Consider the following 13,639-nt stretch of genomic DNA (forward strand, 5'->3'; position numbering starts at 1 on the left):
TTTCCTTCTCGATGGCGAGCCCTCCTTAATACCATCCCTGGAGCCGCTCACTTATCGAGTCACTGCGTAAATGTCGTATCACATTTCTTTGATATTCAGAGGATCGGGCAAGAATACTGACCGATCGGGCTAACGCCCATCCTTTCCAGTGGTTACGTGTCAAAGATGCTCTGTGACCTGCGAAAGGACGATTCCGCCATGGACAAACCCCATATTGCCTCATTTCTCGGACTGGTCTGCTGGGCGCTCTGTCACGATTTCGCAGCTGCAGGCGATGCGGTGAAAGGTGAGAAGCTATTTGCCCGCTGTAGCGCATGCCATTCAGTGGACGGCAGCAGAAAGAACGGACCGACCCTGCAAGGCGTCGTGGGCCGTAAGGCCGGAACGACAGAACACGTTCGCTATTCCAAGGCGTTGGCGGGATCAAATATTGTCTGGGACGACGCCAGTCTGGATGCCTATCTGGAAGCTCCGACGAAGTTGGTGCGCGGCACAACGATGACGATTCGGATACATAAGCCAGAAGAGCGACAGGACCTCATCGCGTATTTGAAGACACTCGAGTGACCGACCGGCGCGCACCTGTCCATCCATGCTCGGCTTCAAGTCCGAACCTGCAGTCAGCGTCATGCTCGCTTGCATCGAACTCATCCACATGATGCGCAAACAGCGGAGCTTCCTCCTAACCGATTTTTGCAACACATCCGTCCAAACGGGCCGGCATCTTCCCGACGGAACTGGTTCGGGCTTTCGTATCCCACGCCATAGGCGATCGAAGTTGCGGAATCCTGACCGGCTATCAGTTGGGAGCGCGCGTGAGCGCCATCGGTTTCATCGGCCTGATGGCGGGATGTCGAGCGGCTTTTGATCGGTGAGGATGACTGCTGCTTCCCGCCGGCAAGCGCGCTGAGGGGAGCGGCCATCATGTCGCTGGCCGTGTGACACCTGCTGACATAATGGTGGCAACATGATTGCGCTACAAGCGGGCCATGCACAAGCTGTCATCAACGCTCCGGCGATATCAAAGGAAAAATCATGAAATTCGCGTCCGTCCGTCTCATCGCCGCCGATATCAAAGCCATGGTGGCGTTCTATGAGATGATGACAGAAACAGCTGCCACCTGGCTTGCGCCGCAGTTCGCCGAAATTGCCATCTCTGGTGGCACCTTGGCAATCGGCAGTGCGGAGACAGTCGCATTGTTCAGCCCGGGGAGTTCGGAGCCGTGCGCTAATCGCACCGCGATCCTCGAATTCATGGTCGACGACATCGACGCTGCGTTCGAAAGGCTCAAAGATAAGGCTGATATAGTGCATGAGCCCAAGCTTTTGCCCTGGGGCAATCGCACATTCCAGGTCCGCGATCCCGAAGGCTCCGCCGTCAGCCTGTTTATGCCTTTTACCGATGCAGCAAAAGCGCGGTTCGGATCGCGCTAAGCTTGGCATACGCGATTGGCTTGCAACAGAGCCCGAGAATGTTGGGTTCTAGCACTGCGAGCTCAATGTCTGCGCTTGATCCTGTAAACCGCCGCGGGCGGAAGGTTGGCCAGCGTACCGCCGATCCGCACCGCCTCGAGGCCGAGATGATCAAGCAATCTGCGTGGAACCGGGCAACGGGGGCCATAGGTGAATTGATAGAAGGCGCCGTCCGGCGTCATCTTGCGGAACGCGCCTGTCAAAATCGCCATCACCTTCCGGGGCGGCATTGACAGCAAGGGCAGTCCGCTGACGACGGCGCCGGCTTGCCTCCCGCCGAAGATATCGATGGTCCTCAGGCGGGCGGCGTCCATCTGGAGCATGCGTGCTCGCGGATAATGGAGTTCGAGTGCGGCGGCGAATTCGGACCCGAACTCGACCAGGGCGAGGTCTTCCTGCCTGACGCCCCGAGCGATCAGGGCACGCGTGAACGCGCCGGTTCCAGGGCCCAATTCAATTACCGGCCCAGTATCATGAGAGATTTCGGAGGTAATCAGCTTGGCAAGCGTGCTCGATGATGGCGCAATGGCGGCGACGCGCATCGGGTTTTTAAGCCACGCCCGGAAGAAGCCGGCAGTTTCCGTCATGCGCTGGCAATGAGGCATGGACGCGGCTGTTGAGGCGTAGCTGTCAGGTGTTGGATCTTGCATGGAGTGATCTTTCTGTTGCGGCCGTGGCCATCATTTATTGCCGAACACGGCAGCAATCCGCTGGTTTGCAATCAGCATGGCGATTCCGGTCAGGATGCTCGCCATCGGGACGATGAGCAAACCGATCCCAAGACCGTTTGGCACTTGCTGTGCTGTCGCTGAGTCGCTGATGATTCCAACGATCAGGGGACCGAGTGCTGGGCCGAGAAGGCCGGAGCCGACCATTGCGAGGCTCGTCGCCATCGCCTCCTTGCCCTTGCCGGCCACCATATGTGCGGCGCCGAAGCACCAGGGTAGCAGAAACGCGAAGGAGAGCATGCCGGGTACGAAGAGGAGGATGGAAAGCCAGCCGACCGGCGCGAACAAAGCGGCAGACGTCGTCAAGCTTGCGATCATGAAGAGGATGGCGGGCGGCCCAAGGACCCGGCCGGTACCGGAGTGCACCGCGCGATCGAACAAGCGCCCGCCCACCAGCGTCCCGACTATCCCCATCAGGCCTTGCAGCAGCCCGAACGCCAGTCCGGCCTCGCTGGCGCTGAAGCCGTGGGTGCGGATGAGGAAGGGAACGGCAAATGCATAGAACGGAGCCGCAGCGAAACCGAGTGCGATCGACCCGATGAACAGCCAACGGAATGCCGGGGAGGAAAGCAATTGCAGGCTCGCCCGCAGGAAGGGCTCGCTATTGGCCGCCGTGCGCCTGAGCGGCGGAGTCGGTCCTATGACGATGAGCGCCAGCAGGGCGATCAGCAGCCCAAGGGCGCCGGCGCCGACGAGTGCTGTGCGCCAGCCGAGGGCGTCGCCGATCGCACCGCCTGCTCCGAAGCCCACCATGGTGCCGAGCGGAATGCCCATGGAGAAAATGCCCAGTGCCAGGCCGCGGCGCTCGGGCGCGATTTTGCGAGCAATGATCGCGTGGCTGGAGGGCGTGCCGCCGGCCTCGCCAAAGGCGACGCCGAAGCGTGTAAAAGCGAGGAACAAGAAACTCATGGCGAGCCCGCCGAGCGCCGTCATCGCGGTCCAGAGCACGATGCACAGGATCAGGACGAAGCGCGGCGAGCCTCGATCGGCAGCACGGGCGAGCGGCATCGACAAGAGCGTATAGCACACCGCAAAGGCGATGCCTGTCAGTAAGCCCACCTGCGTGTCGCTCAGGTCTAGATCCTTCTTGATTGACTCGGCCAGGACGAAAGGAAGCATCCGATCGACCTGCGACGTAACGCTGACAAGAAACAGTGCGACAAGCAGCACAACAACCCGTCGCCCCTGAACATATTCATCGCCGTCGGCAGTAGACATAGTGGTCGGCACGTCTCGACTGTCTATTGACGACGCGGCAATTTCTGTCATGTTTGACGCTTCCCTGGCTGTGATTGGCATCATCAAGCTAGAGGAAGTCTTCAATGACCAAAATGCCCGATACAGCAAGAAATTTGCCTATTCCTACAGGCCGCGATATGTTGCCTATGGCAGGGCAAGTGATGCGCTGGCCTCGAACGCAGTCGGAGGTTCGCGTGTCGTCATCGCTCCTTGGCGGAGTAACCGCTTATATCGAAAGCCAGGGCGGCGGTGAGGGCCTGTTCCCGACACAGATCGACAGCGTCAACATCACCCGTTCATACGAACAGCGGATGCCGATGCGGATGATCTACCGTCCGTCGCTGTGTGTCGTCGTCCAGGGAGCAAAGGAAATTCACTTCGGTGAGGACACGCTTCGCTACGGCGCCATGGAATGTCTGGTCGTCAGCATGGAAATGCCGGCGAGTGGTCGGGTCGTCGATGCAAGCCCGCAGCTGCCCTATATTGGCGTCACCATAGATCTGGACGTTTCGATGCTGCGCGAGGTGCTGGAGCAGTTGGAGACGCCTCCGGCTCCGCCTGCCACTCCCGGTGCATGCGTGTTCGTCGGGACGGTCGATGAACCATTGGCGGAATGCGTGCTGCGGCTGATACGGATGTCGCAAACGCCGAAGGCAATCCCGATCCTCTATCCATCTGTCATGCGCGAGATCTGCTACTGGCTTCTCACGGGCCCGCATGGCGCCGAACTATGCAGTCTCGCGGTGCCGGAATCGAATTTCATGCGGGTTGCCAAAGCCATCTATTTCCTGCGGGCCAACTTCACCCAATCCCTGCGGGTGGAGCAACTTGCCGAAGTTGCGCGCATGAGCCCGTCCTCGTTCCATCAGCACTTCAAGCAACTGACTTCGGTGACGCCGCTTCAGTTCCAGAAGCAACTGCGCCTGCTGGAGGCGCGGCGCATCATGGTTGCGGACGCGGCGAGTGTCGAGGAGACCGCCTACAAGGTCGGTTACGAAAGTCCGTCGCAGTTCAGCCGAGAATATTCCCGAATGTTCGGCGTGGCTCCGAAGCAGGACGCGCTGAACCACCAGCGGATGTACAGCCAGTATGCCAGCCGCAAGGCCCGTTCCGCCTGAACGCGTTCTGCAGGAGGCCGCTCCGTGTCATTTCGGCTCGGAGCGGTCTTTTAGAATACCATACGAAGCCAATCACATCAGATTTTGCCGCGCAGCCTGATGAACGGTTCTGACGATCGGTTGAAAACCGAGGCTGCGAGCAAGCGAGACATCCATGTGGAGGTGCCAAGGATTTCCGAGCGGCGTCGCCGACGGTTCCATTGTGCCGCCGACCAGGGTGACGAGTTCGTAGATCGAAGTCGGGGCCTCATCGGCGATGTTGACGATACGCCCATCCATCGCCCCGGTCAGGGCGATGTTGATGGCCGTGGCGATATCGCGGTGATGTACCAGGCTCATTCTCTGGGCAGGATGCATTTTGTAATTGGCGACAAGTCGGGGCAGTTCCTGGAGATGTCCGTCATTGTCGCCATAGACGAAGCCAAACCGCTGGATGGCCCAGTTCAGCCCGCTATTGCGCAATGCGTTCTCGGCAGCCAGTTTGCTGGCGGGATAGGCCTGTTGCGGGTTCGCCGCATCGTCCTCGCGGCCAGGATGCGGGCTGTCCGCGTGATAGATATTGGACGTGCTTGCCATGATGAAACGCGCCTCGGGCGCATGCGCCTTCGCCGCCGCGATGAGATTGCACGTGCCTTCGAGATTGCTCTTCCAAATGAGATCGGTGTCGGGCGTGCGGAAAACCGCTGCGAGATGGATGATCGCCGAAACGCCCTCCATTGCCGGCATGAGCGAAACGGGATCGAGGAGATCGGCTTCCACCGCTTCCACGCCGGCGGGTGCCTTCTTGCTGTTGCGCATGAGCGCGCGGCAGTTCAGCCCTGCTTCGACGAGGCGCGGAAGAAGACGGGCTCCGACGAGCCCCGTTGCGCCGGTTATCAGCACTGTCATGGATGGGTTCCTTTCTGCAGAATGGTTTCGAGCCGATCAGTCGCGCTCTGGAGAACTCGGACCGCGATCGCAATGTCGGCATCGTCGATGCCGTCGAACGCGGCTGCGCGAATGAAGGACAAATCAGGCAGCTCGCCCCATAGCGTCGTTCCGGTGGCGGTGATGCGTAGAAGCTTCTGGCGCTGATCAACCTTGTCTGGCTCCTGCTCGATCAACCCCTTGCGCACGAGCGTTGCAACGATGCCAGTCATTGTCGCGCGTTCGATCGCGAGCAACCGCACGAGATCACGTTGCATGGTCGGCCCTGCCGTTGCGAGCTGCTGGAGCACGTACCACTGCACGGAGCCAAGATCGTAAGGACGCAAGGCTGAATCCATGACCGCCCGACCGGCGAAGTAACATCGCTTGGCCCAAGCTCCAATGATGTCACGATCTGTGTCTTTCCCGATCACCGCTGCATACTCCAATGTTGCTAGCTACCTAGCAAATATGCAAGGTACCAAACAAATGTCAAGGGCTGCGCCTTGCTCTGATCGCGGGTTGGAATAGGAGAGCGCATCAGCGGGCGGATTAAGGGCCCACCCTCTTCGCGAACTGCTGCGCGGGGCGGGCAAGGCCTCCTATTCAGCTGCAGGATCGGGCAGGAAATTTGCGGTTCTTGGCATTCGTCGCTCGGCAGCCGCCGTGTAATTTCCGCAGCACAATGTCCGGCAATCGTCCCGGCCTGATCCAAGGCCGCGCTGATTTGGGATTGGGCAGCCATCGAACTCAGGGCGGCACGACTCTCGACGTGACGTCCACCTAACCGACAAAAGGAACGTAGAATGTTGAAATCAGTAACGGGGCCCATGCTGGTCGCAACGCTCCTGGCGGGCGTGATAGGCCTTTCGGCTGGATCTGCATTCGCACAGGCTTCTTCACCGGATCAGATCGTCGGCGTCTGGGAATCCGAAGACGGCAACATCAAACTCGAGATGTTTGACGCCGGAGGAAGTTATGCGGCCCGGGTCCTCTACGGAAAACTTCTGATGGAGGCCGACGACAAGACCTTCAAGAAGGACACGCTCAATCCGGACCCGAACCTCAGAAGCCGTTCCTTGGAGCGAGCCGTTCTGGTGACGAACCTCAAATGGGACGCCGCTGACGGTCGCTGGGAAGACGGAAGTTTCTACAGCGGGGCAACTGGCCAGACGCACTCCGCTCGAGCCACGCTGGTGAGCGGAAAACTCGAGCTTCGCGCCTATATGGGCACCGCCATACTTGGCCGAACCATGGTGCTTCGCCGCGCGCAGTGAAGCCCAATGACGCGCCAGCGATAGCCCGTGCGAGCCGGCGGTAGACAAGGATAATGAGATGACGAAATGGACATCCCGGGACATTCCATCGCAAGATGGCCGCTCAGCGGTCGTCACCGGTACGGGCGGGCTAGGCTTCGAGACCGCGTTGGCATTGGCGCGAGCTGGCGCTGATGTGGTGATCGCCGGGCGCAATCCCGGCAAGGGCGCGAAAGCCGTGGACGCAATCAGGGAAACCGTCCCCGGCGCACAGGTGCGGTTCGGCAAGGTCGATCTCGCAAATCTCGCTTCGATCGCGGAATTCGCCACGCAGATCGGACGGGAGCAGGACAGTATCGACCTTCTGGTGAACAATGCCGGAGTCATGAGAATGCCGACGCGGCGCGAGACCAGTGATGGCTTCGAGTTGCAGTTGGGGACCAATTATCTTGGTCATTTCGCCCTTACCATGCATTTGCTGCCGCTCCTGAAGCGGGGGCAAAGGCCCCGCGTGGTGACTTTGGGCAGTGTGGCAGCACGATGGGGAGCCATGAACTTTGAAGACCTGCAAGCCGAACGCGGTTACAAGCCAATGCAAGTCTACAGCCAGTCGAAACTGGCCTGCATCATGTTCGCCTTCGAACTGAACCGACGCAGCAAGGGTGAAGGATGGGGCATCGATAGCCTGGCGGCGCATCCCGGCATCTCGCGCACGGACCTCATTCCGAACGGTCCGGGCTGGTCGAGCCTGCCTGGATTTGCGCGGCGCTATTTATGGTTTCTCTATCAGCCCGCATGGCAGGGCGCCTTGCCAACACTCTTTGCTGCGACCGATCCGGCGGCGCAGGCCGGCCACTATTACGGACCTGACCGGCTGGCTGGAACCCGGGGCTATCCAATCGAGGAGAAGCCTCCTGGCCAGGCGCTGGACACTACCGTCGCTGCGCGCCTCTGGGAGATTTCGCTGCAACTGACCGGGTTGGGCATGGATGCGGTGCGGTCCCGGATCCGGCATGGCAGGACAAATATTTCCCCTCCTTTGGATATCGTGCCAACTGAAGTAATGTAGGAATAGGCATGTTTATTGTTGGTTTGGACATGGAGGTGGAGCGACGGCGTTTCTATTAGGAGGGCAAAAGCGGGCGCGTCGCGACATTCGTCACTCATAGCCTCGCTAAACTTTTGGAAAGACGTGGATCTCCTAAATGACCAAGTGGACGAGCAAGAATATTCCATCGCAGCAGGGTCGCACAGCTGTCGTGACCGGCACTGGGGGACTAGGCTACGAGGACGCACTTGCCCTGGTGCGGGCCGGAGCGAATGTCGTGATCGCCGGGCGCAATCCCCAGAAGGGTGCTGAAGCGGTGGCCGCGATCAGACAAACCGTGCCCGACGGGCAAGTGCGGTTTGGCAAGGTGGATCTCGCCAACCTCGCGTCGATCGCCGAATTCGCCGCGCAACTGGCGCGCGAGCAGGACAGCCTCGATCTCCTGATCAACAATGCCGGCGTCATGACGCCGCCGAAGCGTCGTGAGACCAGTGACGGCTTCGAGTTGCAGTTCGGCACCAATTATCTCGGCCATTTCGCGCTCACGGCGCATCTGCTGCCGCTCCTGAAGAAAGCGCAGAACCCCCGGGTCGTGACCCTCGGCAGCATTGCAGCGCGACAAGGCGCGATCAACTTCGACGACCTGCAGGCAGAGCGCGGCTATGAGCCGGGACCGGTCTACAGCCAGTCGAAGCTTGCCTGCGTCATGTTCGCCCTGGAACTGAGCCGGCGCAGCAAGGCGTCCGGATGGGGCATCGAGAGCCTCGCCGCCCATCCGGGCGTCACCCGCACCGACCTGCTTCCGAACGGAGCGGGCCGGTGGAGCGCGGCTGGGATGGCGCGCCGCTTCCTGCCATTTCTGTTCCAGCCCGTGTGGCAGGGCGCGCTACCGACGCTCTATGCAGCGACCGACCCGGCGGCGCGCGACGGCACCTATTATGGGCCTGACAGGTTGAGCGGGACGCGCGGCTATCCGACCGAGGAGACGCCGCCAAAGGCGGCGCTCGATACCTCAGTGGCCGCACGTCTCTGGGACGCGTCTCTTAAATTGACGAACGTGACATTCGTGTGAGACCGGGGCCCGCGCTGCGCCCCCACTCCCGCCCACGTTGAGGCTGGTTAGTTTAGGGCGCAAAGTGCCGAGTTGCGACAGGCGATCTGCCCTGTATGATCGGGTTATCTTTGCAATCGTCCGGGATGAGCCCATGGATCCGCTGTCCGACGTCCTTTCGCTGCTGAAACCCCATGCCTATGTATCTTCCGGTTTCGACGCCGGCGGCGAATGGGCTGTTCAGTTCGGCGATCAGAACAAGCTCATCAAATGCTATGCTGTCATGTCGGGTGGCTGCTGGCTCACCGTCGACGGAGTCAGTGATGCAGTGCGGCTTGAGGCCGGCGATTGCTTCGTGCTGCCGACGGGTCGCCGCTTCCGTCTTGGCAGCAGCATCAATGGACCAGCGGTCGGGGCCGCGGAGATATTTCCGGTGGCACGAAGGGGTGGTGTCGTCACGCTTAACGGCGGCGGCGGCCTGTTTCTCATCGGAAGCCGTTTCGGCGTGAAGGGCAATCACGCCGACATGCTGCTGGGACTGCTTCCGCCGATCGTCCATATTCGCCAGCAGCCCGAACAGGCAACCCTGCGTTGGTCGGTCGAACAGATGATGAAGGAACTGCGCGAACAGCAGCCGGGGAACGCTCTTGTCGTGCAGCACCTGGCCCACCTGATGCTGATGCAGGCTCTGCGTATACATCTCGACACGGATGGCGGCGAGCGCGTCGGCTGGTTCTTTTCTCTGGCGGACGGACAACTCGGTGCCGCGATCAAGGCGATCCATGCCGATCCGGCATATCAATGGACGCTGCAAGAGCTGGGTGAGATAGCCGGAATGTCGCGTTCGACATTCGCGCTCAGGTTCAGGGAGCGGGTGGGCGAGCCGCCAATGCAATATGTGGCGCGGTGGCGGATGCTGCTCGCCTCCGACAGGCTCGAAAACTCAAGCGATCCCGTCTCGGCGATAGCCGCTTCGCTCGGCTATGAATCGGAAAGCGCGTTCAGCACGGCCTTCAAACGCGTCATGGGCTGCTCGCCTAGGCAATATGGGCGTGGGCACAAGGTAGACGCGGAGGTCAGACCAGCCATGACGAACCGGCGCGATACCGTTGCCGGCTCTGGAGCGATCACAGCCTGATTGAGGTCGCTTATCGGTTAAGCGATCAACGCAGGAATGGGCAAGTTTTTCGCGCGTTCAGGCATGGAGCTCCAGCTTACCTGACCCTATTGATATGAAAATGCCAAGCGGACCGTGTCGGGACAGATATTGAGGTCCCGCTGGTCCCGGCGCGCGGCGATACCGATATCGCCTTCAATCCAGCAACAACGGACGGCGGGGCCGAGCCCTGAACGCGTCGTGGAGTCTCACCGATGGCATGGTCCTACGGGTACTATACTGATCTGAACTATTCCTATGGCTACTACTCGGAAATGAACCCGGCAATGCTGCGCCTTGCCTGTCTCGGCCAAGCGGCTGAGCCGCAGCTGCGCGAGAAGCCGATCTATCTCGAACTTGGTTTCGGACAAGGCGTCTCAATCAACATGCATGCGGCGGGATCCGCTGGATCCTATTGGGGAACCGATTTCAACCCCACCCAGACGGTCGAGGCCCGCAGGCTCGCCGCAGCTTCCGGCGCCGACCTTCGTCTGTTCGACGACTCATTCGAAGAGCTGTCGAGCCGGAACGATCTTCCAGACTTTGATATCATTGCGCTTCACGGCATCTGGAGCTGGATTTCTGAAGCGAACCGAAAAATCATCGTGGATATTATCAGGCGGAAGCTTCGCCCGGGCGGGATTGCCTACATAAGCTACAACTGCCTGCCCGGGTGGGCCCCGGTTATTCCCATCCGGGAGCTGTTGTCCCTCTATCAGGACTATGGCGACGGCATAATGTCGGGACCTGTGGGAATGATCGAAGGTGCGCTCAAGTTCTCCGCGGACATCGCGAAGGCCGGTTCCATCTATTTTCAGGAGAATCCTGTCGCTGGACAGCATCTCGAACATCTGATGAAGCAAGGCCGCAACTATCTGGCACATGAATTTCTGAACGCCGACTGGCATCTGGGGCATTTTTCCGACATGGTCCGCAGCCTTGAGGACGCCAAGCTCTCCTTCGTTGGATCTGCCAGTCTTTTGAGCGGCGTGGATGCGCTCAGGCTCAGCGAAACGGGCCGCAAGCTCGTCGCGCAAATCGGCCATCCGATCATGCGGGAGACGGTGCGCGACTATCTGCTGAACAGACGGTTCAGAAGCGACATCTTCATCAAGGGACCTCGGAAACTGTCGGACTCGGAACATCGCGATGCATGGCACGCGCAGGTCTTCGTCTTGTTGAAGCCAATAGCCGATATTCCAAAGAAGATCCCGTGCGGTCGCGGGGAAGTGGAACTGCCGACCGAAAAATATGATCCTGTCATCGAGGCCTTGTCCGATGACGGATATAGGCCAAAGCGCGTCGATGAACTATTGAGGCATCCGAAACTTCAACGGCTTGAACCCAAAGACGTCGTTGAAGTGCTGACGGTTCTCACCGGTGCAGGGTTCATGGGTCCAGCACAGCAACCCTCCCAAAAGGTAATCGAGCAATGCAGGGCCTTGAACAGGCATATCCTGGAACGCGCCCTCGTCGGCATGGATTTGCATCACATGGCGTCACCGGTGACCGGCGGCGGGATCGCGATGCCGCACATGACGCAACTATTTATTCGCGCCTGGAACGAAGGGCGGGTCAGTCCCGATTCATTGGCTGATTATGTCTGGGACTTTCTGGACAGCATTGGCGAACGCTTGCTGAATGAAGGCAGCAGGATTGAATCCAAGGATGAAAACCTCAAGCAGATCGGGATCGCGGCCAGCAAATTTCTAAAGTTCGAGCTGCCGCTGCTGGAAGCCCTGCAGATCGTCGAGCCTTCCTTAAGCGGCGAAATCGCCATGCGAGGAGCGATGGACGGTGGCGCGGGAGCTCCACGAATGGTCGGAGAAGCTATGCGCCTCTCATGACGGCAAAGGCAGGGCGCGGTCTGTTACGGCAGCGGCGCAACAATGTGTAACCGGGGACCCATTCTGGCACATTTGGCTACAATTCAATCATTCGCCGGGACAACTGTGGGACAACCTTGGTTTAGGTTAGTTCCAGCCGTTTCTGATGCGTCAGACAATGAAATGCATCGAGAGCTGAGGAGCACAGTCTGCAGTAGATCACAACAGCGTTAAACATGACGGCAAGGTTCGAGAAGCCATGTCGCTATCAGAATATAATTGGCGAGAACAGGTCGCAGAATGATCTTTGACGAAGCCGTGCATTAGTAACGCAGTCGGCTAAAGATTATTCGAGCCTGTTCTTGTCGAAATGCGAAGCTTTGTCCAAATGGCAGCTACAAAAATTGCGTAAAAACAATGAGTTAATGCTATCTCGGATTGCCATTGGATTGGCTGTTGCTCAACTGCAACGCGATAAAAACGATGGATCGTCGGCGTAAAAAATAGCTTTGACACTGTTGAATATTGCGAGCTTAGTCATGGCGTAAACAGAACATCATTGGAGATTTATGATGAACATTAAGAGCTTGCTAATGGGCTCCGCTGCCGCGCTTGTCGTGGTATCGGGCGCTCGTGCCGCAGATGCAGTTATCGTTGCGGAACCGGAACCGGCGGAATATGTCCGCGTTTGCGACACCTATGGTGCTGGCTTCTTCTACATTCCAGGCTCGGAGACCTGCCTGAAGATCAGCGGTTACATGCGTTACGACGCGCGTGCCGGTGACAGTGCGTATAATGGCGAAGAGCGTGACACTTATTCCCAGCGCTCGCGTGTTTCCCTTCGTGTTGACGCACGCAACGAAACGGAACTCGGTACGTTGCGTTCCTATGTCGAACTGCGTTTCAACTTCAACAACGGCAATGACGACGAATCTGTCGAGCTGAACAACGGCTTCATCGAACTCGGTGGCTTCCGTGTCGGTGCCACTGACTCGCAGTTCATGGCATGGACTGGCTATATGGGCGACATCATAAACGATGACGTCATCCTGGCGGGTCAGTATGTGACCAATCAGATCAGCTATACCTGGGCTGGTGGCAACGGTTTCTCAGCGATGATCGGTGCAGAACAGGGCATGGAGGCTGACCAGGGTTACGGCGATGTCGACTACCGCATCGATGACTACATGCCTCACATTGTTGTCGGTGCGCGATACGAACAGGCCTGGGGCAAAGTCTCCGGCGTTGCCGGGTATGATTCTGTTTCCGAAGAATGGGCCGGCAAGATCCGTTTGGATGTGAGCTTCACCGATACAATCTCGGCTTGGGTCATGGGCGGCTACAAGTCCAATGGCGATGAGTTCGAGAACAACTATTTCGGTGCATGGCACGGCGACTATGCCGTGTGGGGCGGTCTTGCGGCCAAACTTTCCGAGAAGGCAACTTTCAACGTGCAGGGCGCCTATGAAGAGGACGGTACATTCAATGCTGCCGCCAACGTCGCCTACGAACTGGTACCCGGCTTCATGATCACGCCGGAAATCAGCTATACGTCTTTCGGTGGCGAACGCCAGGATCGGAACGATTTCGACGGCAACGGAGACGATGCCTTCGAGGGGATCATCCGCTTCCAAAGGAACTTCTGAGCACACGCGAAGCAGGATTCCGGGACCAAGCCCCGGAATATTGTGCCGATTCCCACATTGGGAAATGGCCCATCCTCATGCCGTAGAAGGACTGCGGCGTGAGAAAATAATGATCCGATCTCCAGTCAGGTCATTGTTCATGGAACGGTGGGCTTCGCCCGGCCCACCGTTCTTTCCGAGCCAAGCCGGGGC

At 59.0% G+C, this 13,639-nt stretch carries 13 protein-coding genes; 9 read left to right on the plus strand and 4 right to left on the minus strand.

Going from position 1 to position 13,639, the window contains the following annotated elements; genetic code table 11:
- Positions 1-198 precede the first annotated feature (198 nt).
- Together OSJ75_RS10675 and OSJ75_RS10680 are read left to right on the plus strand one after the other, a co-directional pair.
- Positions 199-567 carry a c-type cytochrome gene (locus OSJ75_RS10675; RefSeq protein ID WP_267227973.1) on the plus strand — a complete coding sequence of 123 codons (369 nt, stop codon included), beginning with the start codon at positions 199-201 and terminating at the stop codon, positions 565-567.
- Between the two features lie 468 nt (positions 568-1,035).
- Positions 1,036-1,434 (plus strand): VOC family protein, encoded by a 399-nt coding sequence (locus tag OSJ75_RS10680; RefSeq protein ID WP_267227974.1) that lies wholly within the window; start codon positions 1,036-1,038, stop codon positions 1,432-1,434.
- Between the two features lie 62 nt (positions 1,435-1,496).
- On the opposite strand, the gene OSJ75_RS10685 is transcribed toward OSJ75_RS10680, so the two are convergent.
- Positions 1,497-2,060 carry a class I SAM-dependent methyltransferase gene (locus tag OSJ75_RS10685; RefSeq protein WP_267228053.1) on the minus strand — a complete coding sequence of 188 codons (564 nt, stop codon included), beginning with the start codon at positions 2,058-2,060 and terminating at the stop codon, positions 1,497-1,499.
- A 93-nt stretch (positions 2,061-2,153) separates the two neighbouring features.
- Positions 2,154-3,470 (minus strand): MFS transporter, encoded by a 1,317-nt coding sequence (locus OSJ75_RS10690; RefSeq protein ID WP_267227975.1) that lies wholly within the window; start codon positions 3,468-3,470, stop codon positions 2,154-2,156.
- A 164-nt stretch (positions 3,471-3,634) separates the two neighbouring features.
- On the opposite strand from OSJ75_RS10690, the gene OSJ75_RS10695 reads away from it, so the two are divergent.
- Entirely contained in the window at positions 3,635-4,558 is a 924-nt protein-coding gene (locus tag OSJ75_RS10695) for an AraC family transcriptional regulator (protein WP_250016034.1), read from the plus strand.
- A gap of 72 nt (positions 4,559-4,630) precedes the next feature.
- On the opposite strand, the gene OSJ75_RS10700 is transcribed toward OSJ75_RS10695, so the two are convergent.
- Both OSJ75_RS10700 and OSJ75_RS10705 read right to left on the minus strand, forming a co-directional pair.
- Positions 4,631-5,446 carry an NAD-dependent epimerase/dehydratase family protein gene (locus tag OSJ75_RS10700; protein ID WP_267227976.1) on the minus strand — a complete coding sequence of 272 codons (816 nt, stop codon included), beginning with the start codon at positions 5,444-5,446 and terminating at the stop codon, positions 4,631-4,633.
- Positions 5,443-5,898 (minus strand): MarR family winged helix-turn-helix transcriptional regulator, encoded by a 456-nt coding sequence (locus OSJ75_RS10705; RefSeq protein ID WP_267227977.1) that lies wholly within the window; start codon positions 5,896-5,898, stop codon positions 5,443-5,445. The genes OSJ75_RS10700 and OSJ75_RS10705 overlap by 4 nt, the downstream gene beginning before the upstream one ends.
- A 372-nt stretch (positions 5,899-6,270) precedes the next feature.
- Between OSJ75_RS10705 and OSJ75_RS10710 the strand changes: the two genes are divergently transcribed.
- From OSJ75_RS10710 to OSJ75_RS10735, 6 genes are all read left to right on the plus strand, one after another.
- A complete protein-coding gene (locus OSJ75_RS10710) occupies positions 6,271-6,741 on the plus strand; it encodes a DUF2147 domain-containing protein (protein WP_267227979.1) in 471 nt (156 codons plus the stop codon).
- 58 nt (positions 6,742-6,799) lie between these two features.
- Positions 6,800-7,789 (plus strand): SDR family oxidoreductase, encoded by a 990-nt coding sequence (locus tag OSJ75_RS10715; protein ID WP_267227980.1) that lies wholly within the window; start codon positions 6,800-6,802, stop codon positions 7,787-7,789.
- A gap of 136 nt (positions 7,790-7,925) precedes the next feature.
- Positions 7,926-8,840 carry an SDR family oxidoreductase gene (locus OSJ75_RS10720; protein ID WP_267227981.1) on the plus strand — a complete coding sequence of 305 codons (915 nt, stop codon included), beginning with the start codon at positions 7,926-7,928 and terminating at the stop codon, positions 8,838-8,840.
- A 133-nt stretch (positions 8,841-8,973) separates the two neighbouring features.
- Positions 8,974-9,957 carry an AraC family transcriptional regulator gene (locus tag OSJ75_RS10725; RefSeq protein ID WP_267227982.1) on the plus strand — a complete coding sequence of 328 codons (984 nt, stop codon included), beginning with the start codon at positions 8,974-8,976 and terminating at the stop codon, positions 9,955-9,957.
- 233 nt (positions 9,958-10,190) lie between these two features.
- Positions 10,191-11,822, plus strand: coding sequence for a class I SAM-dependent methyltransferase (locus OSJ75_RS10730; protein WP_267227983.1), 1,632 nt, complete (start codon positions 10,191-10,193; stop codon positions 11,820-11,822).
- Between the two features lie 551 nt (positions 11,823-12,373).
- Entirely contained in the window at positions 12,374-13,447 is a 1,074-nt protein-coding gene (locus OSJ75_RS10735; protein ID WP_267227984.1) for a porin, read from the plus strand.
- The last annotated feature ends 192 nt before the right edge of the window (positions 13,448-13,639 follow it).

The sequence above is a fragment of the Phyllobacterium sp. 0TCS1.6A genome (assembly GCF_026420825.1).
Lineage (GTDB): Bacteria > Pseudomonadota > Alphaproteobacteria > Rhizobiales > Rhizobiaceae > Phyllobacterium.

What these genes read in the sequence shown, in the direction of transcription:
- OSJ75_RS10680 (WP_267227974.1), top strand. Translation starts at nt 1,036, where the DNA reads ATGAAATTCGCGTCCGTCCGTCTCATCGCCGCCGATATCAAAGCCATG.
- OSJ75_RS10730 (WP_267227983.1), top strand. Translation starts at nt 10,191, where the DNA reads ATGGCATGGTCCTACGGGTACTATACTGATCTGAACTATTCCTATGGC.
- OSJ75_RS10715 (WP_267227980.1), top strand. Translation starts at nt 6,800, where the DNA reads ATGACGAAATGGACATCCCGGGACATTCCATCGCAAGATGGCCGCTCA.
- OSJ75_RS10725 (WP_267227982.1), top strand. Translation starts at nt 8,974, where the DNA reads ATGGATCCGCTGTCCGACGTCCTTTCGCTGCTGAAACCCCATGCCTAT.
- OSJ75_RS10710 (WP_267227979.1), top strand. Translation starts at nt 6,271, where the DNA reads ATGTTGAAATCAGTAACGGGGCCCATGCTGGTCGCAACGCTCCTGGCG.
- OSJ75_RS10690 (WP_267227975.1), bottom strand. Translation starts at nt 3,470, where the DNA reads ATGACAGAAATTGCCGCGTCGTCAATAGACAGTCGAGACGTGCCGACC.
- OSJ75_RS10675 (WP_267227973.1), top strand. Translation starts at nt 199, where the DNA reads ATGGACAAACCCCATATTGCCTCATTTCTCGGACTGGTCTGCTGGGCG.
- OSJ75_RS10735 (WP_267227984.1), top strand. Translation starts at nt 12,374, where the DNA reads ATGAACATTAAGAGCTTGCTAATGGGCTCCGCTGCCGCGCTTGTCGTG.
- OSJ75_RS10720 (WP_267227981.1), top strand. Translation starts at nt 7,926, where the DNA reads ATGACCAAGTGGACGAGCAAGAATATTCCATCGCAGCAGGGTCGCACA.
- OSJ75_RS10685 (WP_267228053.1), bottom strand. Translation starts at nt 2,060, where the DNA reads ATGACGGAAACTGCCGGCTTCTTCCGGGCGTGGCTTAAAAACCCGATG.
- OSJ75_RS10700 (WP_267227976.1), bottom strand. Translation starts at nt 5,446, where the DNA reads ATGACAGTGCTGATAACCGGCGCAACGGGGCTCGTCGGAGCCCGTCTT.